The organism is Comamonadaceae bacterium M7527, assembly GCA_021044545.1.
Classification (GTDB): Bacteria; Pseudomonadota; Gammaproteobacteria; order Burkholderiales; family Burkholderiaceae_C; genus RS62.
Map to the genome: position 1 here is coordinate 2,099,794 of CP087990.1, position 23,435 is coordinate 2,123,228.

At 58.0% G+C, this 23,435-nt stretch carries 20 protein-coding genes, 1 pseudogene, 2 CRISPR repeat arrays and 1 other annotated feature (1 of these 24 running past the window's edge); of the genes and pseudogenes, 8 read left to right on the forward strand and 13 right to left on the reverse strand.

The genetic code is table 11. The features are described from left to right. Nucleotides 1-141: 141 nt before the first annotated feature. The 3 genes from hemE to LN050_10270 all read right to left on the reverse strand — a co-directional run bounded on the left by hemE (nucleotide 142) and on the right by LN050_10270 (nucleotide 3,565). On the reverse strand, nucleotides 142-1,227 hold the full coding sequence (gene hemE / locus LN050_10260; GenBank protein UFS56117.1) for a uroporphyrinogen decarboxylase: 1,086 nt from the start codon (nucleotides 1,225-1,227) through the stop codon (nucleotides 142-144). Between the two features lie 69 nt (nucleotides 1,228-1,296). Next, the gene (locus tag LN050_10265; protein UFS56118.1) at nucleotides 1,297-1,926 is read right to left on the reverse strand and encodes a thioredoxin family protein; all 630 of its coding nucleotides are present in this window, start codon (nucleotides 1,924-1,926) and stop codon (nucleotides 1,297-1,299) included. Beyond that, a complete protein-coding gene (locus LN050_10270) occupies nucleotides 1,913-3,565 on the reverse strand; it encodes a hypothetical protein (GenBank protein ID UFS56119.1) in 1,653 nt (550 codons plus the stop codon). Before LN050_10270 ends, LN050_10265 begins: the two co-directional genes overlap by 14 nt. A 106-nt stretch (nucleotides 3,566-3,671) precedes the next feature. Here LN050_10270 and LN050_10275 point away from each other — a divergent pair, with 106 nt between their 5' ends. Then, nucleotides 3,672-4,508, forward strand: coding sequence for a creatininase family protein (locus tag LN050_10275; GenBank protein UFS56120.1), 837 nt, complete (start codon nucleotides 3,672-3,674; stop codon nucleotides 4,506-4,508). Between the two features lie 42 nt (nucleotides 4,509-4,550). On the opposite strand, the gene LN050_10280 is transcribed toward LN050_10275, so the two are convergent. The 6 genes from LN050_10280 to LN050_10305 all read right to left on the reverse strand — a co-directional run bounded on the left by LN050_10280 (nucleotide 4,551) and on the right by LN050_10305 (nucleotide 9,348). Beyond that, a complete protein-coding gene (locus LN050_10280; GenBank protein UFS57389.1) occupies nucleotides 4,551-5,231 on the reverse strand; it encodes a histidine phosphatase family protein in 681 nt (226 codons plus the stop codon). 117 nt (nucleotides 5,232-5,348) lie between these two features. Continuing rightward, on the reverse strand, nucleotides 5,349-6,059 hold the full coding sequence (locus LN050_10285) for a VOC family protein (protein ID UFS56121.1): 711 nt from the start codon (nucleotides 6,057-6,059) through the stop codon (nucleotides 5,349-5,351). A gap of 43 nt (nucleotides 6,060-6,102) precedes the next feature. Then, nucleotides 6,103-7,020: a DMT family transporter gene (locus LN050_10290; GenBank protein UFS56122.1), complete on the reverse strand. Its 918-nt coding sequence runs from the start codon at nucleotides 7,018-7,020 to the stop codon at nucleotides 6,103-6,105. Further along, nucleotides 7,017-7,634 (reverse strand): LysE family translocator, encoded by a 618-nt coding sequence (locus LN050_10295; protein UFS57390.1) that lies wholly within the window; start codon nucleotides 7,632-7,634, stop codon nucleotides 7,017-7,019. Before LN050_10295 ends, LN050_10290 begins: the two co-directional genes overlap by 4 nt. A gap of 34 nt (nucleotides 7,635-7,668) precedes the next feature. Continuing rightward, on the reverse strand, nucleotides 7,669-8,310 hold the full coding sequence (locus tag LN050_10300) for a flavin reductase family protein (GenBank protein ID UFS56123.1): 642 nt from the start codon (nucleotides 8,308-8,310) through the stop codon (nucleotides 7,669-7,671). 6 nt (nucleotides 8,311-8,316) lie between these two features. Continuing rightward, the gene (locus LN050_10305; protein ID UFS56124.1) at nucleotides 8,317-9,348 is read right to left on the reverse strand and encodes a serine/threonine protein kinase; all 1,032 of its coding nucleotides are present in this window, start codon (nucleotides 9,346-9,348) and stop codon (nucleotides 8,317-8,319) included. Nucleotides 9,349-9,378: 30 nt separating this feature from the next. On the opposite strand from LN050_10305, the gene LN050_10310 reads away from it, so the two are divergent. After that, complete coding sequence (locus LN050_10310) at nucleotides 9,379-10,251, forward strand: SAM-dependent methyltransferase (GenBank protein ID UFS56125.1); 873 nt, start codon at nucleotides 9,379-9,381, stop codon at nucleotides 10,249-10,251. A gap of 113 nt (nucleotides 10,252-10,364) precedes the next feature. Here the strand turns inward: LN050_10310 and LN050_10315 are convergent, their stop codons facing one another. Continuing rightward, nucleotides 10,365-11,207 carry an ABC transporter permease gene (locus tag LN050_10315; GenBank protein UFS57391.1) on the reverse strand — a complete coding sequence of 281 codons (843 nt, stop codon included), beginning with the start codon at nucleotides 11,205-11,207 and terminating at the stop codon, nucleotides 10,365-10,367. 110 nt (nucleotides 11,208-11,317) lie between these two features. Then, on the reverse strand, nucleotides 11,318-12,319 hold the full coding sequence (locus LN050_10320; GenBank protein UFS56126.1) for an ATP-binding cassette domain-containing protein: 1,002 nt from the start codon (nucleotides 12,317-12,319) through the stop codon (nucleotides 11,318-11,320). Between the two features lie 181 nt (nucleotides 12,320-12,500). Here LN050_10320 and asd point away from each other — a divergent pair, with 181 nt between their 5' ends. After that, the gene (asd, locus tag LN050_10325; protein ID UFS56127.1) at nucleotides 12,501-13,373 is read left to right on the forward strand and encodes an archaetidylserine decarboxylase; all 873 of its coding nucleotides are present in this window, start codon (nucleotides 12,501-12,503) and stop codon (nucleotides 13,371-13,373) included. 63 nt (nucleotides 13,374-13,436) lie between these two features. On the opposite strand, the gene LN050_10330 is transcribed toward asd, so the two are convergent. Continuing rightward, complete coding sequence (locus LN050_10330; GenBank protein ID UFS56128.1) at nucleotides 13,437-14,321, reverse strand: DMT family transporter; 885 nt, start codon at nucleotides 14,319-14,321, stop codon at nucleotides 13,437-13,439. 15 nt (nucleotides 14,322-14,336) lie between these two features. After that, nucleotides 14,337-15,857 (reverse strand): annotated as a pseudogene (locus LN050_10335) (AMP nucleosidase). Nucleotides 15,858-15,935: 78 nt separating this feature from the next. Between LN050_10335 and LN050_10340 the strand changes: the two are divergent. The 5 genes from LN050_10340 to LN050_10360 all read left to right on the forward strand — a co-directional run bounded on the left by LN050_10340 (nucleotide 15,936) and on the right by LN050_10360 (nucleotide 23,321). Next, a complete protein-coding gene (locus LN050_10340; GenBank protein ID UFS56129.1) occupies nucleotides 15,936-16,709 on the forward strand; it encodes an SDR family NAD(P)-dependent oxidoreductase in 774 nt (257 codons plus the stop codon). A 228-nt stretch (nucleotides 16,710-16,937) separates the two neighbouring features. Beyond that, nucleotides 16,938-20,054, forward strand: a complete 3,117-nt coding sequence (gene cas9, locus LN050_10345; GenBank protein UFS56130.1) for a type II CRISPR RNA-guided endonuclease Cas9 — start codon at nucleotides 16,938-16,940, stop codon at nucleotides 20,052-20,054. Between the two features lie 3 nt (nucleotides 20,055-20,057). Continuing rightward, nucleotides 20,058-20,987, forward strand: a complete 930-nt coding sequence (gene cas1 / locus LN050_10350; GenBank protein ID UFS56131.1) for a type II CRISPR-associated endonuclease Cas1 — start codon at nucleotides 20,058-20,060, stop codon at nucleotides 20,985-20,987. Between the two features lie 32 nt (nucleotides 20,988-21,019). Continuing rightward, a complete protein-coding gene (gene cas2, locus LN050_10355; GenBank protein UFS56132.1) occupies nucleotides 21,020-21,325 on the forward strand; it encodes a CRISPR-associated endonuclease Cas2 in 306 nt (101 codons plus the stop codon). 62 nt (nucleotides 21,326-21,387) lie between these two features. Next, nucleotides 21,388-22,017: direct repeats of the CRISPR family, unit length 36 nt; unit sequence AGTTTAGCTAACTAGGATTTGTGCAGCTAACAGAAC. A gap of 66 nt (nucleotides 22,018-22,083) precedes the next feature. Beyond that, a protein-coding gene (locus LN050_10360; GenBank protein UFS56133.1) for an IS3 family transposase occupies nucleotides 22,084-23,321 on the forward strand; the annotation gives its coding sequence in 2 pieces (ribosomal slippage) (nucleotides 22,084-22,366 and nucleotides 22,366-23,321; 1,239 coding nt in all). Next, nucleotides 22,365-22,481 (forward strand) — a sequence feature (AL1L pseudoknot). It overlaps the preceding gene by 117 nt. Nucleotides 23,322-23,373: 52 nt before the next feature. Next, a CRISPR array of direct repeats spans nucleotides 23,374-23,435; the repeat unit is 36 nt; unit sequence AGTTTAGCTAACTAGGATTTGTGCAGCTAACAGAAC; it runs 1,095 nt beyond the window's last position.

The window sequence follows — 23,435 nt, forward strand, 5'->3', positions numbered from 1 at the left end:
AAAATCAACAACTTGCGAGATATGCGCTGTCAAAAAACAAGCGACGTGATCGCCTCCAAGCCTGATGGCAGCTTGCCCCACTTCTGTGCACAAGTAGGGCAGTTAATCGCCAACGAGACTGTTGCAAGCGCCATTTTTGTGCTAAGCACGCATGGCTTTTGAGTGGCTATGCACCGCCTCTACCAGCGCTGCCACGCTTTCTGGTGGTGTGAACTGGTTAATGCCATGACCCAGGTTGAAAATATGGGTGGGGCCAGTGCCCTCGCCGGTGTGTGGCTTGCCAAAACTGTCTAGTACGTCACGGCCCAGCTGTGCCACACGTTCAGGTGCTGCAAACAAAGAGTTGGGGTCCAGGTTGCCTTGCAAGGCGTGGGTGTTGCCCAGTTTTGCGCGCGCATGGGCCAGGTTGACCGTCCAGTCCATACCCAGCACATCACATGGCAGTTGGCCCATGTCGTCCAGCCACATGCCGCCGCCCTTGGTAAACACAATGCGTGGAATACGCACACCCTCGTACTCGGTGTGTACCAGCTCTAGCACGCGGCGGGTGTAGGCCATGCTGAACTGCTGAAACATACCGTCGGCCAACACACCGCCCCAGCTGTCAAAAATCATGGCGGCCTGTGCGCCTGCTTCGATTTGGGTGTTGAGATACTGCGCCACAGATTGCGCGTTGATGTCCAAGATGCGGTGCATCAGGTCTGGGCGCTGGTACATCAGCGTTTTAACCAGGCGGTAGTCGCTGGAGCCGCCGCCCTCAACCATGTAGCAAGCCAACGTCCATGGGCTGCCTGAAAAGCCTATCAGCGGTACGCGCCCGTTGAGCGCTTTGCGAATGGATGTCACCGCGTCAAATACGTATTGCAGCTTGGCCATGTCTGGCACAGCCAAGGCGTTGACAGCGGCTTCATCGCGCACGGTTTTGGCAAATTTGGGGCCCTCGCCAATGGCAAAGCTAAGCCCCAGGCCCATGGCGTCTGGCACCGTAAGAATGTCCGAGAACAAAATCGCCGCGTCCAGATCGAAGCGCTCAAGCGGCTGCAGCGTGACCTCTGTGGCGTAGTCGGTGTTGGTGGCCAAGCCCATAAAACTGCCTGCTTTGGCCCGCGTGTCGCGGTATTCAGATAGGTAGCGCCCAGCTTGGCGCATGAGCCAAATGGGGGTATGGGTGGTGGACTGGCGCAAGCAAGCGCGTATGAAGGTGTCGTTTTGTAGTGGAGCAAACATGGGCTTAATTGTCGCAGTTTGTTGGGGCTGTTTGGGCGTGGCTTGGCCAGACCGGTGGCAGGCCAGGAATCAGCGGCTCACGGCGGCAATTACCTCGGCAGGGCTTGGTATTTCGGTGAGCACCACAGGCGCCGCGCCTGCGCGGTAGACCGCATAGGTGGGCACGCCGCTGCGGCCCAAGGCGTTGAGCGCCGCCGTAATAGCAGGGTCGCGCTTGGTCCAGTCGGCTTGTAGCAAGGCCACGTTATTGGCCTCAAAGGCTTGCAACACGTCGGTGCTGGCCAGTGTGGTGAGCTTATTCACTTGGCAGGTTACGCACCACGCGGCGGTGAAGTCTACAAAGACCAGTTGGCCTTGGGCCAGGTGTTGTTCGACGGCGGTGGGCGTCCACGGTTGCCAACCTGCTGCGCTGTTACTGCTGCTGGTGGTTGACGTAGTTGCGGTGTTTAAGACCGTTGTGGCAGGCGCCCAAAATGCCCAAACGATCACCGCGAGAAGACCTGCAGCGATTGCACGCCATACCCGTGTTGCCCTGGGGTTTGCGCCTCGTTGCCAAGCCCATACCGCAAAGGCCAGCGCCAGCATGACGAGCAGCAGGGCTGCTGCGCCATTCATGCTGGTTTGCTGGCCCAGCACCCATACCAGCCACACCACAGTGGCCAGCATGGGGAAGGCCATGAGTGTTTTAAAAGTGGCCATCCAGGGCCCTGGCCGGGGTAGACGCTTGGCTAGCCCTGGCAGCCAGCTGGCCAGCAAGTAAGGCGCGGCCATGCCCAGGCCCAGTGCGAAACACAGCCAGCGCCTGACCTGTAGGCCACACAATGGCCAAGCCCAATGACGCGCCCATAAAGGGTGCCGTGCAAGGCGAGGCCACAGCCGTGGCCAGCACGCCAGACAAAAACGCATCCAGGCTTGGGTTGTGCGCGCGGGCATTCAATACCCGCTGTGGCAGCAGGTTGCCGAACTCAAACACGCCAAACAAGTTCAGTGCAATCAGCACAAACAACAATGCCAGCGCGGCCACCACCACTGGGTTTTGCAGTTGAAAACCCCAGCCCAAGGCCTCACCCGCAGCGCGCAGCGACAGCAGCAAACCGCCCAACGCCACAAACGACAACACCACACCGGCGGTATAGGCCAGGCCCGAGCGTTTGTGGCTGGCATGGCTTTGGCTGGGCTGTGCAAACGCCAATACTTTCAGCGCCAATACCGGAAATACGCAGGGCATGAGGTTTAGCAACAAGCCGCCTAGCATGGCCGCTGCCAAGGTGAGCACCAGGGTGGTGGCTTCAGCGCCGTTGTTGACCGCTGTATTGGTGCTTGCTTTGGCGGCAGAGGCATCTAGAGCGCTTTGCAGTGCAGGGCTAACCGCCGCAGGCTGGGCCACCGCTGGCCATGCGCCGTTAAGTGCCACCTGTACCAGTACGCCCGCATCTGAGGGCTGCTCTTTGATTTGTGCCGCCAGCGCCAATACAGTCGCAACACGCTGGGGCGCGTCTGCCCTGAACGCGTGCTGCGGCACTTGTGCTGTCCATACGGCCTGGCCATTGTCTGAGCTCCAAGCCTGTGTCCAGGGCGCACCCGGCGCAATAAGGCCTGTGACCTCTGGAAACAACTCTATTTGTTGGCCCACCCATTGCGCGGGCAGTCCGGCAACACGCCAAGTGGTGTCAGTAGCCGTGGGTATCAGTGTGGCTTGCGCCTCAATCGCCTTGGGTGCGCGGCTGAATGTGTCGTCAAACAAGGCTTTGTGCTTTGTGAGTGGCGTATGGGTGCCCAGTGCGATGTCAAGCTCGGCGTCTTCGGGAATGCACTCTGTTTTGCACGCCAGCCAGCTGGCCTCCAGGCGCACGGTGTTGCTGCTGTCCAGTTGGGCGGGCAGCAGCACAGGCGTGGCCAGCAGAACGTGGCCGTCAAAGCCGTAGTTGGCCAAGGGACCTAGTGGAAATTTTTTGGGCGTAGGCCAGGCCAACTCGCCCGCTTGCCAGCCATTGGGTAACTGCCAGCTTAATGTGGTGGGCAGCCCAGAGTCCCCAGCGTTTTTCCAGTAGGTGTGCCAGTTGGGTGCATGCGCAATGCGTAAACCCAGCCAAATGGTTTGCCCGGGGGTCACGCCATTGGGTGCATAGGCCAATAGCTGGGCCTTTGTCTGGTCGCTGGCCACTACACGGGACGACTCTATGCCGTCCTCGGCAATGGTCGTCGCTGGCGCATTGACCATGCCCAGGTCTGTTAACGCGTTGTAGCCAGATGTTGTCTGGGCAGATGCGTTGCCAATACCGACAGCAAGGCTTAACAGCGCAACAGTAAGAGCGGCGGCGGTATGGCGAAACAACATGTGGTGTGCAGGTGGTGAAGTATGGAGCTTGTGAGAGGCGACGCGCCTGGGTTGGTTCCACAAGCGCGCCCGCTCATTATCCAGCCTTGCGTATTACACTGCTGCCATGCACAGCGCCACATCTTCCAACCGCGCCCACATTGGTCACTGGGCCGACCTCAAGTCGCCAGACTTTTTAGAGCTTGACCGCAGCCGCGCCATTGCCGTGCTGCCCTTGGGTGCCACAGAGCAACACGGGCCGCACTTGCCACTAAGCGTTGACAGTGACTTGGCACAACAGGTATTGGCTGGTGCGCTTGAGCTTGCGCGTGCCCAGTCATTTGGCGCATCTGTACTGGCATTGCCATTGCAGCCGGTTGGCTTTAGCCCAGAGCACGCCAAGTTTGCTGGCACGCTGAGCTTGCGCAGCACCACGCTCATTCAACTGTGGACAGAGTTGGGCGAGGCTGTGCACGCCAGCGGTGTGAATAAGCTGGTGTTGTTCAATGCGCACGGTGGGCAAGTTGGTGCGCTAGACCTGGTCGCGCGCGACTTGCGCAACCGCCTAGGCATGTTGGTGGTGAGCGTGAACTGGTTTGGCCTGCCGCTGGGCGACGAGGTGCACGCCTTGTTCAGCGCACACGAACACCGCTTTGGCTCACACGCCGGGGACATTGAGACGTCCATGATGCTGGCCATCAAGCCCGGCCTGGTAGACATGGCCGCTGCGCAACATTTTGCGTCTACGTCAGAGCTCAGGGCGGCGAGTACAGCGGTGTTGGGTAATGGCAAAAGCGCCAAGTTGGCTTGGCAAATGCAAGACATCAACCCGGCCGGTGCAGCAGGTAATGCGGCCGCTGCCACTGCGGCAAAAGGGCAGGCTGTGATTGATGCCGCGGCGGCATCTTTGTGCCAGTTGTTTGGCGAGATTGATGGGTTGGCTGGCAGTACGCTGCGCGGGTAAAGGGGCTGGCTGTGAGAGCTGCCTGCGGCTCATCCCAAACACTCAGGTATGCGTATGCATGCCCTCATCCCCCACACCGTCCAGGTGCGGCAGCCCATTAAAGCCAACCAGTCTCAACCCCTTGCGCGTAATCCGGCATTCAGTCAGCGCCGTGTTGCGTATTTGGTAGTTCAGCTCAATCGTTGTTTCTGCTGATGTGCCCAGCAGGTAGCCCATTGTTGTAGAGATGGGTCCACCGCTGCTGACCACCAACACGCGCTTGCCCAGGTTGTCATCGCGCACACGTTTGAGTGCCTCCAATATGCCCGCTCTAAAGTCGTCGTAGTTGGGCATGCCTTGTGGTGTGAGCACGCCGTCCATCCACGCGCGCAGACCGTCGCGCAGCAGGCGGAAATAGGTTTGGTAGGCGCCTGGCTCGCTGACAGCAGGCAGTGGCCCTGGGTGTATGGCGGCTATGACTGCGTGGCTGTCGTATTCGTTCAAGCCGGGTTCTACCTGCACGTGCATGGCGCCTGCTGTCAGCCCCATGCCTTGCTCTATGCCTGCCCACGTTTGAGTGTGGCGCGCCAGGCTGCCTGTGACCACGGTGTCAAATTGCCAGCCTTTGGCCGCAAAGTATTTGCCTAGACGAACGCTTTGCTGTGCGCCCAGTGGGCTGAGCTGGTCGTAGTTGTCGGCGCCAAAAGAAGCCTGGCCATGGCGTACTAGATAGAGGTGTCCCATGTGGCGGATTGTGTCCACATGGGCGTCTTCAAACAGTCGCGGCGGTGACGTAGAGCCACTATGGTCGGCTTGAGCCGTGCGGGCAGGACTGGTTTTTGTCTGTGGGTTTGTAAACGGTCAAGACAAGTCAATTGCATCAAGCCACACCACACCCTTGGGGGTGTTGAGCTGCACGCGAAGTGCAGGCATGTTGGCTGCCCCCGCGCTGGCTACTTGAATGCCCGGCAATTGCAAGGCCGCCGCGCATTGCTCAAGCGTGTTGACCACATCAGGCGCGCCACCTATGGTCACGCTGGCCAGGTTCAGTTCGCTCCCAGGCATGTGGGTTACTGGCGATGCCTTGGCCCACTGAATGAGGTGGGGCAGGGCGCCTTGCATAGGACGCTGGCCAGTGGGGCTTACGCTAAAAGACCACTGCAGCAAGCCGCGCGGCGTCATGCGCGACACAGACTGCGGCTGGCCCAGGTTCACACCAAGCGCCTCGGTGGCGGCGCACGCTGCTGCAATGTCTGTGGTTTGCGCCACCCAGTGCAGCAGCTGCGGGCCGCGGGTTTGCAAGCTGCGCTGTACCGCGGCGTTGTCCAGGTCAAACCAGCGCGGTTGCACGGTGGGCGCTGCCAAGTGTGGTGCAGTGGCAATGATTTCAAGGTAGGCGGCTGGGAAAGCCTCGCTGGAAATACGCAACAGCCGGTTGTGTGTGCCCATGTGCAAATGCTCGCCACCCGGACCTGCCACCACGCCCAGCGTGGCCTCACACCAAGCCACGCCTTGCTCAAGCGTGGCTGCGCCAATCACGATGTGGTCTAGTTGGTTGTTCATGTTGTTCATGTTGTGCAGTGGTTGTTAAACGTCTTCAAGTGTGCCCCATGGCCTATTGGGCGTTGCGCAAGGCGCGCCGGCCCACCATCACGCATGCCACTACAGCGGCGGCAAAGACGGCGGCGGTCCAAGACCATTGCTCGCCCAATAGTGGAATAGAAAACAAGATGCCCAGAAATGGCTGCAGCAATTGCACCTGGCTCACGCGCATGACACCGCCCAGTGCCAAGCCGCGGTACCACGCAAAAAAACCTATCCACATAGAAAACAAAGCCACGTAGCCCAGCGCCAACCAAGATGCGGTGGGCATGGTGTCGGTTGGCCACGTGAGCCACATGCCGGGCAAAGTGATGGGGCTGGCAATCACCAGCGCCCAACTGATGACTGTCTCTGAACGATGGGTTCGCGCCAGCTGCGCGCCGGTGGTGTAGCCCATAGATGCACACACCACAGCGGCCAGCAACAACAGGTCTGCGCTGCTAACAGCAAAGCTGCCCCATGCAGTGGTGTGTGCATTCGGTGTTTGCCACATGGCAAACAGCATCACTAATGCTGTTCCCAAAAGGGCTGCACACCAAAATTTTGCAGGTGCGCGCTGACCGTGCAGCAACGCACTGAATACGGCAGTCACCAACGGCAGCGCACCCAGCACCACACTGGCATGTATGCCGTCAACGTGGCGCATGGCCAAGCCCATAAACAGCGGAAAGCCAATGACCACACCACCGGCGGTAATGGCCAGCCAAAGCCATTCGCGCGCACGCGGCAGTGGCGGGCGCACCCACAGCAACCACAGTGCGCTTAGCAGTGCCGCAATGGCCGCGCGTGCCAGCGTTACAAACTGGCCGCTCATCAGCGGCGCGTCTGCGCTGCCCACTGCAATTTTTGTAATGGGTAAAGTGGCGGCAAAAATGGTGACGCCCATCAGGCCCAGCACATAGCCCTTGATCTCTTGTGGCTGTTTGTTCACGTCAGCACCACGTTTGTCAGAAGCATCCACACAGCGGTGGCGCCTAGCAAGCCGCCCATGCCTTTGTTAAACCAGGCCATGCGCGCGCCCTCTTGCAGCCAGGCACGCAGCTGTGAGCCCACCCATGCGTACAGCAAGTTGCTGCTGAATCCGTAAAACGCCATCAGTGGCAACACCCACAACGCGCGCTGCCACAGCGTGGCGGGGTCGTTGAGCCAACCCGCGGCAATGCTCAAGGCCAACATCCAGCCTTTGATGTTGACAAACTGCAAGGCCACACCTTGCCAAAACCCTATTCGCAGTGGCGTTTGTGCCAATGCGCTGAGTTTGGAAGGCGCGCGTGCCAAGCGCCATGCAAGCCACAACAAATAGCCAGAGCCAACACTCACAATCAGGCCGCGCAACTGCGGCTGCTGCGTGAGCGTGGCCCCTACGCCCAAGGCGCTTAGCAGCAGCAATGCACACCAACCCACGGGTACGCCCAGGGTAAATGGCAGCGCATGACGCACGCCGGCTTGTGCCCCCATGGTTGTTGACAAGGTGGTGTTGGGCCCGGGTGTGAAGCTCGCGGCGGTGGCAAGCACCAGCAAAGCGGTGAGTTCTGAGACAGGTATGAGCATAGGCGTGCGTGCTTGGCGTGCAGTGCCATTAACCCTTGCGTTGCTGCGCCGCTGCGGACGCAGGTCTGGGCATTAAAAACTTGGCATCAGGGCCAAGCGCGAAGTAGTCGGATGGACCGCCGCCGCGAAGCACGTGTTGAGCAGCGGCCGTGTCGTACACGCCGTTAACCAGCAAGCTGTGTTCAATGTGTACACCCACCACTTGGCCTAGTACCAGCCACGTCTCTAGGGCCTCGTTGTTTGTGGTGGTGAGCTGCACAATTTGCGTGACCTTGCATTCAAAGTTCACAGGACTTTGGGCCACGCGTGGCGGCTTCACGACGCTGGACGGCGCTGGCGTCAAGCCACCCAGCTCAAACTCACTTTGGCCCAGTGGCACAACCGCGCAGGTCTCATTCATGGCCTTGGCCAGGGGCTTGGTGACCAGGTTCCACACAAACTCGCCCGTAGCGCGCGCGTTGTGCAAGCTGTCTTTGGCGCCAATGCTGGTAAAGCCCACAATGGGTGGCGTGTAGTTAAACGCCGTAAAAAAACTGTATGGGGCCAGGTTGAGTTGGCCTTGTTCATTGTGGGTAGACACCCAGCCAATGGGGCGCGGGCCAACAATGGCGTTAAACGGGTCGTGGGGTAGGCCGTGGCCCTCTTCGGGTTTGTAAAAGTGTGTGTTCATAGTTTTTTATACAAAAAGTGCGGGTTCTTGCATGGCTTCAATTTGCTCTTGCAGCTGGTGTACTTGACCGTGCCAATAGTCTGGACTACCAAACCACGGAAAGTTGGCGGCAAAAGCAGGGTCGTCCCAGCGCTTGGCCAGCCAGGTGCTGTAGTGCACCATGCGCAAGGTGCGCAGCGGCTCTATCAGCGCCAATTCCGCGCGGTTAAAGGCGCGTACTTGCTCATAGCCGTCCAGTACCGCAGACAAAGCCACGGTTTGCGCGTTGCGCTCGCCTGACAACAGCATCCATAAATCCTGTATGGCGGGGCCGCTGCGCGCGTCGTCCAGGTCTACAAAGTGCGGACCGTCATCTGGTGTCCACAAAATATTGCCAGGGTGGCAGTCGCCGTGCAGGCGGATGTGGGCATGCTCAAACTGCGACTCGTTGTAAGTGGCCCACTTGCTGTGCACGGTGGCCATGGCTTGGTCAAAGGTGTCGCACCACAGGCGTTGCACCTCCAGGGGCAACGCGTTGTTGGCCAGCAGCCATTCCTTGCACGCTGTGCCGTAGGTTGCGGGGTTGATGGCAGGGCGATGCGCAAATGGTTTGGCCGCGCCCACGTTGTGCAGGCGCGCCAGCAAGCGGCCAATCCACTCCAGCACCTCAAAGTCGTCTAGCTCGGGACGCCGCCCGCCGCGCGATGGGCTAACCGAAAACGCATAGCCTGCAAAGTGGTTGAGTGTGGCGCCATTCAGCGTCAAGGGTGCCACCATGGGCACTTCGCCTGTCATCAGCTCATGTGCAAAGCTGTGTTCTTCAAGAATGGCTGCATCACTCCAGCGGTTGGGGCGGTAAAACTTGGCCACAACCGCACTGGCTAGCCCGGACGTGTCTTCCACATGAAACTGCACCACGCGGTTTTCATAGGAGCTTAGCGCCAGCATGCGCCCGTCGCCGTGCAGACCCACACTGGCAAGGGCATCCAGCATCACATCAGGCGTGAGTTGGTCATAGCCTTGCGGCGTTGCGTTGGTGTTGCTGCTGGTGAGGTCCATGCGCTATTGTCGCCGCCTTATGATGACGCCATGGCCAAACACACCAGCGGCAAAAAGCCCACACCAACCCTTCAAGAGCAGCTGCCAGAGTTGCGCCCAGGCCAGTCTGTGGACTTGCTTAAAGCGCTGCACATACTCACGCGCGACGGCAAGCTCAACCAGGACAGCCGGCGCAAGCTCAAGCAGGTCTACCACTTGGTGCAGTTTATTGAGCCTTTGATTGCGGCGCGACACAAAGAGCGCGGCGCGGTGACCCTGGTAGACCACGGTGCTGGCAAGTCTTACCTCGGTTTTATTTTGTACGACCTTGTGCTCAAGGCACTCAATGGTGGCCAAGTCATTGGCATAGAGACGCGCCAGGAGCTGGTTGAGCGCTCGGCGGCTTTGGCCAAACAGTTGGGTTTTGAGGGCATGACTTTTCACGCCTTGAGCGTTGAGCAAGCCATGACCAGTAAGGCCTTGCCAGACAAAGTGGACGTGGTGACCGCCTTGCATGCCTGCGACACGGCAACAGACGACGCCATTAGTTTTGGTCTACAGCGCCAAGCCCAAGCCATGGTCGTTGTGCCGTGTTGCCAGGCCGAGATGGCCAGTGTGATGCGCCACAACAAAGCCCTCAACCTGGCGCGCACACCACTGGCTGAGCTGTGGCGACACCCGCTGCACACGCGCGAATTTGGCAGCCAAATGACCAACGTGCTGCGCTGTTTGCGCTTGGAGGCCAGTGGCTATCATGTGACGGTGACAGAGCTGGTGGGCTGGGAGCACTCTATGAAAAACGAGTTGATTTTGGCTAAGCGCGTCGGTGGGGCGCAGGCTGGGGCGCAAGAAAAGATAGATCGCATCTTGGCGGAGATGGGGCTGGAGGAGATGGCTCAGCGTTTTGCGGGTGCCAGCCGTTAAGCGTTGTGCTGTGGCTGGCTCAGCCTAACAGTTGAGACCGCAAGCAAATGGCGCATCTCGCGGCCATGGTTTGTACACCCTGAACCTGGTTCAGGGTTGACTCAGGCCTCAGCTTACATGCCAAAGCGCTTGCGGGTAAGCGCCAGCGCCACCCAAAACGCCGCGACCGCATAGGCCAGCAATACCAGCAAATGCCACCATGCCTGGTCTGGCCACTGGTCCATAAACAAGGGCCTGACCAGTGCCACCGCATTGGCCAGCGGCAAGGCGTTGGCAATGTCGGCCACCCAGGACGGTAGTTGGTTGAGCGGAAAAAACACACCGCTTAAAAACATCATGGGTGTTAAAAACAGCGTGAAGTAGTAGGTGAAAAAGTCATAGCCTTTGGCCAGCGCGTTAAACACCAGGGCCAGGCAGCTGAACGTTATGCCTGTGAGCATGAGCACAGGCCATGCGGCTATCAGCTTGGGGCTGGTGCTGATGTTGAGCGCCAGCATCACGCCCATGATGGCGGTGGCCGTGAACAGCGCTTTGAACGAGGCCCACAGCATTTCGGCCAGCACAATGTTGTCCAGGCTGATGGGTGCATTCATGATGCCGTCCCATGTCTTTTGCACATGCATGCGCGAGAAGGCCGAGTACAAGGCCTCAAACGACGCGGCGTTCATGGCGCTCATGCAAATGCTGCCGCTGGCCAAAAACAGCAAATACGGCACGGTTTGGCTGCCTACCTCAATGGTGCCAATCAGCGCGCCCATGCCGTAGCCAAACGCCACCAACCAGATCAGCGGCTCGGCAATGTTGCCCACCAGGCTGGGGACAGCCAGCTTGCGCCACACCAAAAAGTTGCGAAAGAACACAGGCCAAAAGCTGGCGTCCAGTTGTGGCATACGCCAAACGCTTGTTGAGGCGCTGCCCCAGCGGCGCTTGTAGCGCTTGCGGCTGGCTGGGGCCATGTCGCTGACCTGGCCGCCGTGGTTGGTCAGGCTGGCTGGCGTGGCCTGGTCTGCAGGCGTTTGTGGTGTTGTGCTGGTATCGGCGCTTAGCTTGTCGGTGTTGCTCATTCTTATGCACCCTCACGAATTTGGCGGCCAGTCAACTTCAAGAACAGGTCTTCCAGGTTGGCAGGGCGGTGTAGTGTGCGCAACTGCGGCTGGCGGGCCAGCTCCAGCAACAAGCTGGCGGCGTGGTGGGTGTAGAAAAACACCGTGTCACCCACCACCTCTGCACGATCTGCGCGTGAGCGAATGGGCGCAGTTGCCAGGTTCACGGCGCCTGGGCCATACACCTCCACCACTTCGGGCTCTATGTGTTGCGCAATCAGCGCGCGCGGCGAGCCCTCGGCCAACTTGCGGCCATGGTCCAGCACGATGAGCCTGTCGCACAAACGCTCTGCTTCGTCCATAAAGTGGGTGGTGAGTAAAATCGATTTGCCCACTTGCAGCAGCTGTTGCAGTCGCTCCCACATCAAGTGACGCGCTTGCGGGTCCAGGCCGGTAGTGGGCTCGTCCAGCACCAGCAGGCGTGGATTGTTGACCAGTGCTCTTGCCAAGCTCAAGCGCCGCTTCATACCGCCAGACAATTCTGATGGGCGGGCGTGCGCTTTGTTGCCCAGCACTGCAAAGTCCAGCAAGTCAGGTGTGCGTGCCTTCAGCTCGGTGGCGTCCAGGCCAAAGTAGCGGCCATACACCGCGATGTTTTCTTCACAAGAAAAGTCTGGGTCTAGCGTGTCAGACTGGCTCACCACACCCAGCTCGGCCTTGATGGCCAATGCATCTTGGGGCATGCGCAGCGCCTGGCCGTGCACGCTTTGGTAGCCTATGTGGCCCTGGTCTGGCGCGGTCAAGCCCAAGCACATGCGTATGGTGGTGGTTTTGCCAGCGCCATTGGGGCCAATAATGCCCAGGCACTCACCCGGTTTGATGTCAAAGCTCAAGTCTTGCACCACGGTGGTGTCGCCAAAGCGTTTAACCAAGTGTTCACATTGCAACAATGGCGCTTGGCCGTTGCGTGTGTTATCGGGTTCTATCGGCTGAGTCACCGAGTCTGGCGAGTTGGCTGTGGTCATAGGTGTTTAGTCTAGCGTTAGAAACCGCCTCTAATCGTTGCAAGGGTTTGCTGCGCATAGAATTCTGGGCATTGACGGTGTGCGTTTGGCGGCTTTTGTGTCGCGCTGCGTACATAACTAATTCTTTTTGCTTCATTTGGGTGCTTGCCCGGTGTGAGCAGCGCAAATGAAAAGGCAGCGTGTGTCGCAACGATCAGCCGTTTGGCAACAATACATTTGGCCCAAAAAAGCCATGACGCAATTTGGCGGCTGGGTGGCCAGCACGCCCATGGGGGTCATCACCACCATGATCATCAATGATTTTGTGCGCCGCTACCAAGTCAACATGATGGAAGCCGAGCAACCCAACCTGGGTGCTTACAAAACCTTTAACGAGTTTTTTACACGCGCACTGCGCAAAGGCGTGCGCCCCATTGCCAGCGCTGACTGGGTGAGCCCGGTAGACGGCGCCGTAAGCCAGCTAGGCGCTGTTGAGGCAGGCCAGATCTTTCAAGCCAAAGGCCACCACTACAGCGCGCAGGCCTTGCTGGCGTGTGAGGCAGAGGAAGCCCAAGCCTTTGACAACGGCCACTTCGCCACCATTTACTTAAGCCCCAAGGACTACCACCGCATTCACATGCCCTGCGCGGGCACGCTCACGCGCATGACTTATGTGCCTGGTGACTTGTTCTCGGTGAGCCCACTCACAGCCGCGCACGTACCTGGTCTGTTTGCCAGAAACGAGCGCGTGGTGTGCTGGTTTGACACAGGGCACGGCCCCATGGTGATGGTGTTGGTGGGGGCCACCATTGTGGGCAGCATGGCCACGGTATGGCATGGCACGGTTAACCCGCCACGCAGCAAAACCGTGCAAGACAAACGCTACGCAGCCGGTGAAATAAGCCTTGAGCAAGGCGCTGAAATGGGGCGATTCATGCTGGGCTCTACAGTGGTGATGCTGTGGCCAGGCGCGGGCAATACCGCTGAGACAAGGCTTCAATTTGGTGAAGACTGGAAGGCTGGAAGCGTGGTGAAGCTGGGGCAGGCGATGGCTGATTTGGTGGGGGTGGATTGAGCCCAGGTGCAGCGCCGTCAAACGCACAGCCATGCCGAGTAAGACGCCTTGAGTCGAAACGGCCTAAGCCCCCGAAGTGCTGGCCACCACCCCTCGCTCGCGCCGCATCAGCAGCAAACCCGCCACCATCACAATGGTGGCCCCACCCAGCGTCAGCGCATCTGGCCACACTGACCACAAGGCCACGTCAATGCCAATGCTCCAGCCCAGTGCACTGTATTCAAACGGCGCAACAGCTGCGGCTCTGCCGTGTTTGAAGGCGTCTGTAATAGCCAGCTGACCGATAAAGCCACTGGTTGCCAAGGCAGGCATCAGCGCCCAGTGTTGCGCGGTAAGGGGCTGCCAGTTGGGCAGTGCAAGAAGACCTGCACCAAAGCCTAAAAACACCAACACCCAAAACACTTGGCTGTCTGTGGTGTCTGTACGTGACAAGCGCCTGCTAACGACTGCGCTGATGGCATAGCAGGTGGCAGCGCCTAAAACGGCGGCGCTACCCCAGGTGAGCAAACCATCTGTAGAGGGGCGCAAGGCAACCACCACACCGGCCAAGCCCAGCAACAAGGTAAACCACTGAAAGCCGTGTGCCTTTTCGCCCAATATGGGCCAGGCCAGCACAGACACCAGCAGTGGCGCAATAAAAAACAACGTGTAGGCCTGGGTGAGTGCAAGCTCTTTGATGCCTACGCTAAACGACCACAGCATGACAATGGCCAGCAGGCCGCGAAACACCTGCAAGCCCCAGCGCACTTGCACGATGGACTTAAACGATTTGCGCCGCCACAAATAAACCACCAAAAACGGCAGGCCGCCCAAGCCACGCAATGCCGCCATTTGCATGGGTGGCAAATCGGCAGACATGATTTTGAGCACCGTGTCCATGGCCGCGAAGCAGCCCATGGCCAGCAGCATGGACGCCATGCCGCGCGTGTTGCCCGTTAGTCTAGACATGGCTATGCCCGTGCATCATTGGAAGGCGACTTCGTTGAAGCTGCGCAGCTTGCGGCTGTGCAGCTGCTCACCGGCTTGGCGCAACTTTTCCAACGCCAAGATGCCAATTTGCAAATGCTGGTTCACGCGCTCACGGTAAAAATGGTTGGCCATGCCGGGCAACTTGATTTCACCGTGTAGTGGCTTGTCTCACACACACAGCAAGGTGCCATAGGGCACGCGAAACCTGAAGCCGTTGGCGGCAACAGTGGCGCTTTCCATGTCCAGGGCAATGGCGCGCGACTGCGAAAAACGCTTGGCCGGTGTGCTGCGCTCGCCGTAAAACGGCAGCAATTCCCAGTTGCGGTTGTCGGTGCTGGCCACGGTGCCAGTGCGCAGCACTTTCTTAAGCTCGCTGCCCTCCAGTTGGGTGACTTCCGCCACGGCGTTGGCCAACGCGATTTGCACTTCAGCCAACGGCGGTATGGGCACCCACAGCGGTAGCTCTTCGTCAAGTACGTGGTCTTCGCGCACGTAGCCGTGGGCCAATACGTAGTCGCCCAAGGCCTGGCTGTTGCGCAGGCCTGCGCAGTGGCCCAACATGATCCACGCATAGGGGCGCAGCACGGCTATGTGGTCGGTCATGGTTTTGGCGTTGCTGGGCCCCACGCCAATGTTGACCAGGCTGATACCGCCACGGTCAACGCGCACCAAGTGGTAGGCGGGCATTTGGGGTAAGCGAGGCGGAGCCACGCCTTGGGCACCTTGCACTGCATCTTGCAAGACTGCTTCTTCTGCGTCAGTGAGGTTGACGCGTCGCGTCAGCACGTTGCCTGGCTCAATCAGGCCAATGTATTGACTGTTGGCGTCAAGCATCAGCTGTTTGCCCAACGCCACAAACTCATCTATGTAGAACTGGTAGTTGGTGAGCAAGGCAAAGTTTTGAAAGCCATGCGGTGACGTGCCGGTGTAGTGGCGCAAACGGTGTAGCGAGTAGTCCACACGTGGCGCCGTAAACAAAGCCAGTGGCTTGACTTCTTCGGGTAGCAAATCGCCGTTGGCGATGGCGTCGTCCATGGCCATGAGGTCTGGCAAGTCAAACACGTCTGGCAACTGCGCCCGGCGTGCGTCGCTGAGCTGGCCCTCAACGTGATCCTGCTCTGCCAATGAAAAATGCACGGGTATGGGTACATCACTCACGCCCACTTCCAGCACAGCATCGTGGTTTTGCAGCAGCAGCTTGAACTGCAGTGCGTAGTAGTCGGCAAACAAATCAGGGCGCGTGAGCGTGGTCTCAAACGTGCCCGCACCGCTCACAAAACCATACGATAAAGCCTTGTTGGCGCCTTCCGAGCGCGTGACGCTGAGCGTTTGAAACCGCACCATGGGGTAACAAGCGCGCACGCGCTGTGGTGTGGTGGCGGACTGCCCGTTGTCCACGAAATCCTTCAAGCCTGCGCGCAGCAGCGACACCGCGTCCTGGTAAATTTGCTGCACATACGCCAGGGCCTGCGCGGCGTCTGTAAAGCGTTGTGTGGGTGCGTTTTGTTGGGTCATTTTCGTATTGTGTACTGAATTTGTGTCTGTCATTCCCACTTGTGGGCAGGGCTGTTCGGTCTGGGGTTCAATAAGGCCATGACGTCTACCGCACCCAACCCCTGCACACTTGTTTCGCCCCCAAATACAAAAGCCCTAAGATTGGTGGTGGGGGCTGGTGGCGGGCTGGGGCAAGCCTGGTTGCAGTTGCTGCAAGACCAAGACGCCAACAACCCCAACGCGGCGCAAACCCCCAGCCAGTCTGTGGGCTTGGGCCGCAGTACTGCGCCCGTTATCGACTACACCCAGCCAAACACCATTGGTCAAGCTGCCGTATGGCTGCAACAGCACATGGCCAGCACTGGCGCCCAGCTGCGCCAGGTGGTTGTGGCAACCGGCTACCTGCACAGTGAGCTAGGTCAGCCAGAGCGCAGCTTGCGTCACCTCAATGCGCATTACTTGCAGCATGTCATGCAGGTAAACGCCATTGGGCCGGCCCTGTTGCTGGGAGCACTGGCGCCGTTGCTGCCCAGGCAGGGGCGAGTGGTGTTGGTGGCCGTGTCGGCCAAGGTGGGCAGCATTGGCGACAACGCCCTGGGCGGCTGGTATGGCTACCGGGCCTCAAAGGCGGCCTTGAACCAGTTTGTCAAAACAACTTCAATTGAGCTGCACCGCCACAACAAAGAAGCCATTTGCGTGGCGCTGCACCCGGGGACTGTTGATACGGGCTTATCAGCCCCATTTGCCAAAACAGGCTTACAGGTACGCCCGGCCAGCGTAGCTGCATCCGAGTTGCAAGCCGTGGTGGACGGTTTGACCGCGGCTGATAGTGGCGGATTTTTTGATTACAAGGGCCAAGCACTGCCTTGGTAGCAGAGCAGCGGCAACGTTGCAAATGCAATCGGTGTTGTAAGAGGAGTGTGAGCTCATTGTTGGCCGCCCAAGCCAATGCGTACGCTCAACCAGCCAACGCCGCGCCAAAAAAGAAAAGGCCACCTCATGGGTGGCCTTCATTTTGTGCACATTAATGTACTTGTTAGTGTTAACTGCACAAATCCTAGTTAGCTAGTAAGGCGTAATTATATTGATGCTATAGTTCTCATGTCAACAGCTTTTTTTAAAAAAAGGAGAATTTATGGTTTCATATCGTTTGGCGCTGGATATTGGGGCCAAAAATCCATAGGGTGGGCAATCCTGGGGCTGGACGCCTATCAGCATCCCAAATCAATCATCCGCGCCGGGTCACGCATTTTTGGCGACGGGCGCGACCCAAAGAGCCATGCATCGCTGGCGGTTGGGCGGCGCGAGGCAAGGCTGATGCGCAGGCGGCGTGACAGGTTTTTGCAACGCCGCAGCAAGCTGATGAACAAGCTGATCGAGCATGGGTTTTTCCCTCAAGACGAGCAGGCCAGGCGGGCCTTGGCCAATCTAAACCCCTACGAACTACGCCATAAGGGGCTCAGTCAAGAGCTCACCCCCAACGAGTTTGCCCGGGCGGTGTTTCATCTCAACCAACGTCGTGGCTTTCAAAGCAACCGCAAATCGGCATCCAAAGACGAAAACAAAGGCGCCATGAAAGAGGCTTTGCTTAGCGTACGCCAGCAGCTGAGCGATGGCCAGCACCCCACGGTAGGGGCCTGGCTGTGGCATCGTGTGCAGTGCGGCGAGCCCCCCAGAGCTCGGTACCGTGAGGATAAAGTGCCGGTTGAAGGTGGCAAGACCAAAACCGTCAAAAGCTACGACCTATACATTGACCGCGCCATGGTGAAAGAAGAGTTTGAGGCGCTGTGGGATAAGCAGGTCGAGCTGCGCGCCGGGTGCGACGCTGGGCCGTTTAGCCCGCAGGCGCATGCCGCGCTGTTCGACGCAATCTTTTACCAGCGCCCGCTGAGGCCAGTTAAGCCGGGGCGGTGCACCTTATTGCCGGATCAAGAGCGGGCGCCGTTGGCGCTGCCAAGCCAGCAATTGTTTCGCATATACCAAGAGGTGAACAACCTACGGGTGCTGGATGACAGGCTAGATGTGCGCCCACTCACCCTGCAAGAGCGCGACGTGTTGGTTGACGTGCTCCGCAAAGCAGAAAAAGGAAGGGCAAGCTTTTCGGCGCTGGCCAAAAAAATCAAACTGCCGCGAGGCAGCACGTTTAACCTAGAGGACGACAAGCGCAAAGACCTTAAGGGAGACGCCGCCCGAGCGGCCATGATCCAAACCTTTGGCGCGCAATGGGACGACTTAAGCTTGGCAGAGCAAGACCAGCTGGTCAGTATGCTACTTGCCGACGAGCTCAAAGACGAAGACGTCATCGCCTGGCTGCAGCAAACCCACGGCCTGGACGGTGTGACCGCCGAGCGGGTGCTTGAGACCAACTTACCCGAAGGCTACGGCCGCCTAAGCAAGGTGGCGATAGACCGCATACTGCCCGAGCTGCAACAAGACGTTATCACCTACGACAAAGCCGTCGTGGCCGCTGGCTTTGATAGTCACAGCGCAACAACCGGTGAGATCATGGATGAACTGCCTTACTACGGCAAATACATGCAAGCACGGGTAGCGTTTGGCACGGGCATCGAAGACGACCCCGACGAACAGCGCTACGGCAAAGTGGCCAACCCCACCGTGCACGTGGCGCTTAACCAAGTGCGGGTGGTGGTCAACGCCCTAATCAAACGCTACGGTCGCCCGGACCAAGTGGTGATTGAGGTGGCCAACGACTTAAAGAAAAGCGCAGCCGAGCGCGCTGAAGACCAAAAGCGTCAAGCTGACAACCAAAAAAGAAACCAAAGAATTCGCAATGAAATTGCCGACCTGCTTGGAACCGAACCCGATTTGGTCAAGCGCGCCGATGTGCAAAAGTGGATATTGTGGGAAGAGCTAAGCAGAGACGCGACTGCACGACGCTGCCCCTACAGCGGCACACAAATAAGCGCCCGCATGCTGTTTGACGGCAGCACCGAGGTTGACCACATCCTGCCTTTTAAGGAAACGCTGGATGACAGCCTCAACAACAAGGTGGTTTGCATGCGCCTGGCAAACCGTATCAAAGCCAAACGCACGCCATGGGAGGCAAGGCAAGCGTTTGAGGCGCAAGGCTGGATTTATGACGACATACTGCAGCGCGTGGCCCTTATGCCGAATCGGCACAAGCGCAAACGGTTCGCCGAGGACGGCTACCAGCAATGGCTTGGCGAAGAGGGCAACGATTTTTTGGCCCGAGCACTCAACGACACCCGGCACGCAGCAAGCTTGGCGCGCGAATACCTCACTCTGATATGCCCAGAGAATGACACATGGGTCGTGCCTGGCAAACTCACCGGCATGCTCAGAGGCTTTCTTGGGCTCAACGATGTGCTTGGCCTAGACGGTGAAAAAAACCGAGATGACCACCGCCACCACGCGGTGGACGCCTGCGTCATTGGCATCACCGACCGGCGCACACTGTGGGCGTTTGCAACCGCCAATGCCAGGGCCGACGAACGCGGCATGGACCGGCTGATCGATACCTTTGAGCCACCATGGCCCACCTACAAAGCGCACGTAGCCCGCGCAGTGGCGAGCATAAAAGTCAGCCACAAGCCCGACCACGGCTATCAGGGTGCCATGTTTACAGGGTCAATTTACAGTTCTGACGGGAAAATTGACCAAAAGAAAAAGAGACAAAGCAACAACGGTAAAGGAGAGAAGCCTAAAGAGGATAAAGACCCCAGCGCCCTTGAACTCATACATGCACGGAATGATACGGTTTACATGCGCGAACGGCATGGTGTGGTCAATGGTGAGCTAAAGCCATACAAGGGACTGTTCCCCCAAAGTAACTACTGCATGGTCATATTGAATAACAACGGGATGTGGTGTTCGCATGCAATCAGCACGTTCGAGGCATATCAAATAGCTAAGCATGCAAAATGTCAAGATGAGGCATTGAAGGTCATCAATCGTCACATTCAAAACCTTGGTGATGTTGTGATGGTGATACGGAAAGGAGATTATGTTTGGGCGAAGTTAAAAGGCCATAAGTCTGAGTTGTATGTGGCTCAACAACTTGCGAAAAATGGTGACGTAGTTCTTGTTTGCCCAAGTGAGGCAGATGCCGACGCCAGAGACAGAAAAAAAGAAGGCGGGGTGAGGCGGCTTATGTCTAAATCGGCGCGGATGCTTCAAAAAACTCAAGCACGTTACGCTACCGTCTCGCCAATAGGCGACGTGCGAATACACAAGTAAGGCATGCTGGACCGTATTGTGGAGGTGGCGCAAGATAGTCGTCACCTGTCGGCGTATCGTGGCTTTATGCTGGTGCGTGATGCCGATGGCGATCGCACCGAGCTTGGCAGGGTGCCGTTGGACGATATGGCAGCCCTGATTGTGCACGCGCATGGTGTGAGCTACACCAACAACCTGCTGGTAGCGCTGGCCGAACGTGGCGTGCCCATGGTGTTGTGTGGCTCCAACCACCAGGTGGCTGGCGTGTTGTGGCCGTTTGATTCCAACTTTGAGGTGGCCAAACGAATCCAAGCCCAAATTCAGGCCAGCAAGCCCATGCATAAGCGGGCCTGGGCCATGGTGGTCAAAGCCAAGCTAGAGCAACAAGCCCGCTTGCTGCAGCAACTTGGCAGGCCTCACATTCCGCTTGACGCCTTGGTGGGTAAAGTCAAGAGCGGCGACCCAGATAACATCGAGGCACAAGGTGCTCGCCGGTATTGGACCTTGTTGTTTGGCGCCGAGTTTAGGCGAGACCGTACCGAGCCCGGCACAAACGCAATGCTGAACTATGGGTACACGGTTTTGCGGGCCACAACCGCCAGGGCCATAGCGGCCGCTGGCTTACACCCAAGCATAGGTATGCATCATTGCAACGCTGCCAACGCTTTTCGGCTGGTGGATGACTTGATGGAGCCATTTAGACCGGTTATTGACGAGGTGGTTTGGGAGGCGCGCCAGAATGGCCAAAACGCGCTTGTGCCTGAAGTAAAAATAGCGATTGCCCAAGCCATGACACGCGATATGCCCACCCCTTACGGCGTTACACCGCTTATGGGGTGTGTGAGTCGGCTGGCGGTTTCTGTGGCGCAATACTACGGGGCCGAGCGCAACCATCTAGAGCTTCCGCTGCGTTCCGCACATTTGATAAACCGCAACAGTGCCAATTTACTGTGAGCACCACAAGAGCGCTATCGGGATACCGGCTCATGTGGATACTGGTGATGTTTGACTTGCCGGTAGGAACCAAGCAGGAGCGCAAGGCTGCGCATGACTTTAGGCTGGCGCTGCTTGACTTGGGATTTGAGATGGCTCAGTTCAGTGTTTACCTACGCTTTTGTAGCAGCCATGCCCAGTGTGCCACCCAGTGCAGGTACGTGGAGGCGGCGCTTCCCGTTGGGGGCCGGGTCAGCGTGTTGCAATTTACCGACAAGCAATATGAGCGTACGGTCACCTTCAGCGGCCGAAAGCCGCAAAAAAAGATCGAAGCACCGCCCCAATACGTACTTTTTTAGCCGTGTTTAGTGCAGCCATGCCAAAGAAAACCCCTTTGAAATCAAAGGAGTACAGGTTCTGGAGTTTAGCTAACTAGGATTTGTGCAGCTAACAGAACCCTGGCTTGCTGAGCACATCATGAGCACGCAGTTTAGCTAACTAGGATTTGTGCAGCTAACAGAACGATTCGATTGCGGCCACTATCGATCCGTCGAGTTTAGCTAACTAGGATTTGTGCAGCTAACAGAACATCAGGCCCATGAACGCCACCGGGTTTTCTAGTTTAGCTAACTAGGATTTGTGCAGCTAACAGAACCGCACATCAGCCGGGTTGAGCGCCAACTTGAGTTTAGCTAACTAGGATTTGTGCAGCTAACAGAACTGCGCTGAGCGCAAGTGGTGCGACTTTGTGAGTTTAGCTAACTAGGATTTGTGCAGCTAACAGAACTGCATCGAGGCGCTGGGCCATCACACGCACAGTTTAGCTAACTAGGATTTGTGCAGCTAACAGAACGTCTTAATGTTGGTGCAGTCGGCGGCTATAAGTTTAGCTAACTAGGATTTGTGCAGCTAACAGAACTCGTTTTTTGCCGTGACGGCTGCCAAGATTAGTTTAGCTAACTAGGATTTGTGCAGCTAACAGAACGAGCGGGCGCGCCTGGTGTGGTGATTTTTGAGTTTAGCTAACTAGGATTTGTGCAGCTAACAGAACTGGTCAAGCGCTGGCGTGAATCGCCCCGGATTTTGAGGAGGCTCCACACTTTGAGAAGATGGAGCCATGAGCAAGAAATCAAATCGTTTTTCACCCGAGGTGCGCCAACGCGCTGTCCGCATGGTGCTCGAACACCGAGGCGAGTACCCCTCCCTGTGGGCCACCATTGAGTCCATCGCACCCAAGATTGGCTGCGTGCCGCAAACCCTCAACGACTGGGTTCGCCAGCATGAGGTTGACGAAGGCATGCGCGATGGCGTCAGCTCTGATGAGCGATCTCGCATCAAAGACCTAGAACGCGAAGTCAAGGAACTGCGCAAAGCCAACGAAATCCTCAAGTTGGCGAGTGCTTTTTTTGCCCAGGCGGAGCTCGACCGCCGACTCAAGTCCTGAGGGACTTTGTTGATCAAAACCGCGAGGCCTATGGGGTCGAGCCGATTTGCAAAGTGCTGCAAATCGCCCCGTCTGGCTACAGATGCCATGCTGCCCGCAAACGCCAGCCAGAACTGCTTTGCGCCCGAGCCAAACGTGATGAAGCCCTGATGCCTCAGATCCAAGCCGTCTGGCAGGCCAACATGCAGGTCTACGGCGCTGACAAGGTGTGGCACCAGATGAATCGTGAAGGAAACAAAGTGGCGCGCTGTACGGTCGAGCGGCTGATGAAACGTATGGGATTGCACGGCGTTCGCAGAGGCAAGGTCGTCCGCACCACGGTGTCAGATAAAGCAGCGCCGTGCCCGCTAGACCGGGTCAATCGTCAATTCAAGGCCGATCGGCCCAACCAGCTGTGGGTGTCGGACTTCACCTATGTCAGCACTTGGCAGGGCTGGCAATACGTGGCCTTCGTGATCGATGTATTTGCCCGGCGCATCGTGGGCTGGCGGGTGAGCAGCTCCATGCGCACGGACTTTGTGCTCGATGCACTGGAGCAAGCCTTGTTTGACCGGCAGCCCGAACGCTCGGATGCCTTGATTCATCATTCAGATAGGGGGTCTCAATATGTTTCCATTCTCTACACCGAACGCCTGGCACAAGCCGGGATCGAGCCCTCGGTGGGCAGCCGTGGCGACAGCTACGACAACGCCCTGGCCGAGACGATCAATGGGCTGTACAAGGCCGAATTGATCCACCGCCGTGCACCCTGGAAAACCAAGGAGGCACTGGAACTGGCAACCCTGGAATGGGTCGCTTGGTTCAACCACCACCGACTGCTCAGCTCGATTGGGTATATTCCACCGGCTGAAGCTGAGGTGAACTACTACCGGCAACTTGCCGGGAAAAGCGAGACCGAGGTCTCAACTTAAACCAACTGGCCTCCACGAAACCCGGGGCGATTCAGGCGTGAGCGCGGGGCGGAGTTTAGCTAACTAGGATTTGTGCAGCTAACAGAACTCGCAACGGCGCCAACAAGCCCACCA

Excerpts from the sequence above, each read along its gene's own strand:
- hemE (UFS56117.1), bottom strand. The coding sequence starts at position 1,227 with ATGTTTGCTCCACTACAAAACGACACCTTCATACGCGCTTGCTTGCGC.
- LN050_10265 (UFS56118.1), bottom strand. The coding sequence starts at position 1,926 with ATGGCCACTTTTAAAACACTCATGGCCTTCCCCATGCTGGCCACTGTG.
- LN050_10270 (UFS56119.1), bottom strand. The coding sequence starts at position 3,565 with ATGTTGTTTCGCCATACCGCCGCCGCTCTTACTGTTGCGCTGTTAAGC.
- LN050_10275 (UFS56120.1), top strand. The coding sequence starts at position 3,672 with ATGCACAGCGCCACATCTTCCAACCGCGCCCACATTGGTCACTGGGCC.
- LN050_10280 (UFS57389.1), bottom strand. The coding sequence starts at position 5,231 with ATGGGACACCTCTATCTAGTACGCCATGGCCAGGCTTCTTTTGGCGCC.
- LN050_10285 (UFS56121.1), bottom strand. The coding sequence starts at position 6,059 with ATGAACAACATGAACAACCAACTAGACCACATCGTGATTGGCGCAGCC.
- LN050_10300 (UFS56123.1), bottom strand. The coding sequence starts at position 8,310 with ATGAACACACACTTTTACAAACCCGAAGAGGGCCACGGCCTACCCCAC.
- LN050_10305 (UFS56124.1), bottom strand. The coding sequence starts at position 9,348 with ATGGACCTCACCAGCAGCAACACCAACGCAACGCCGCAAGGCTATGAC.
- LN050_10310 (UFS56125.1), top strand. The coding sequence starts at position 9,379 with ATGGCCAAACACACCAGCGGCAAAAAGCCCACACCAACCCTTCAAGAG.
- LN050_10315 (UFS57391.1), bottom strand. The coding sequence starts at position 11,207 with ATGGCCCCAGCCAGCCGCAAGCGCTACAAGCGCCGCTGGGGCAGCGCC.
- LN050_10320 (UFS56126.1), bottom strand. The coding sequence starts at position 12,319 with ATGACCACAGCCAACTCGCCAGACTCGGTGACTCAGCCGATAGAACCC.
- LN050_10330 (UFS56128.1), bottom strand. The coding sequence starts at position 14,321 with ATGTCTAGACTAACGGGCAACACGCGCGGCATGGCGTCCATGCTGCTG.
- LN050_10340 (UFS56129.1), top strand. The coding sequence starts at position 15,936 with ATGACGTCTACCGCACCCAACCCCTGCACACTTGTTTCGCCCCCAAAT.
- cas9 (UFS56130.1), top strand. The coding sequence starts at position 16,938 with ATGTCAACAGCTTTTTTTAAAAAAAGGAGAATTTATGGTTTCATATCG.
- cas1 (UFS56131.1), top strand. The coding sequence starts at position 20,058 with ATGCTGGACCGTATTGTGGAGGTGGCGCAAGATAGTCGTCACCTGTCG.
- cas2 (UFS56132.1), top strand. The coding sequence starts at position 21,020 with ATGTGGATACTGGTGATGTTTGACTTGCCGGTAGGAACCAAGCAGGAG.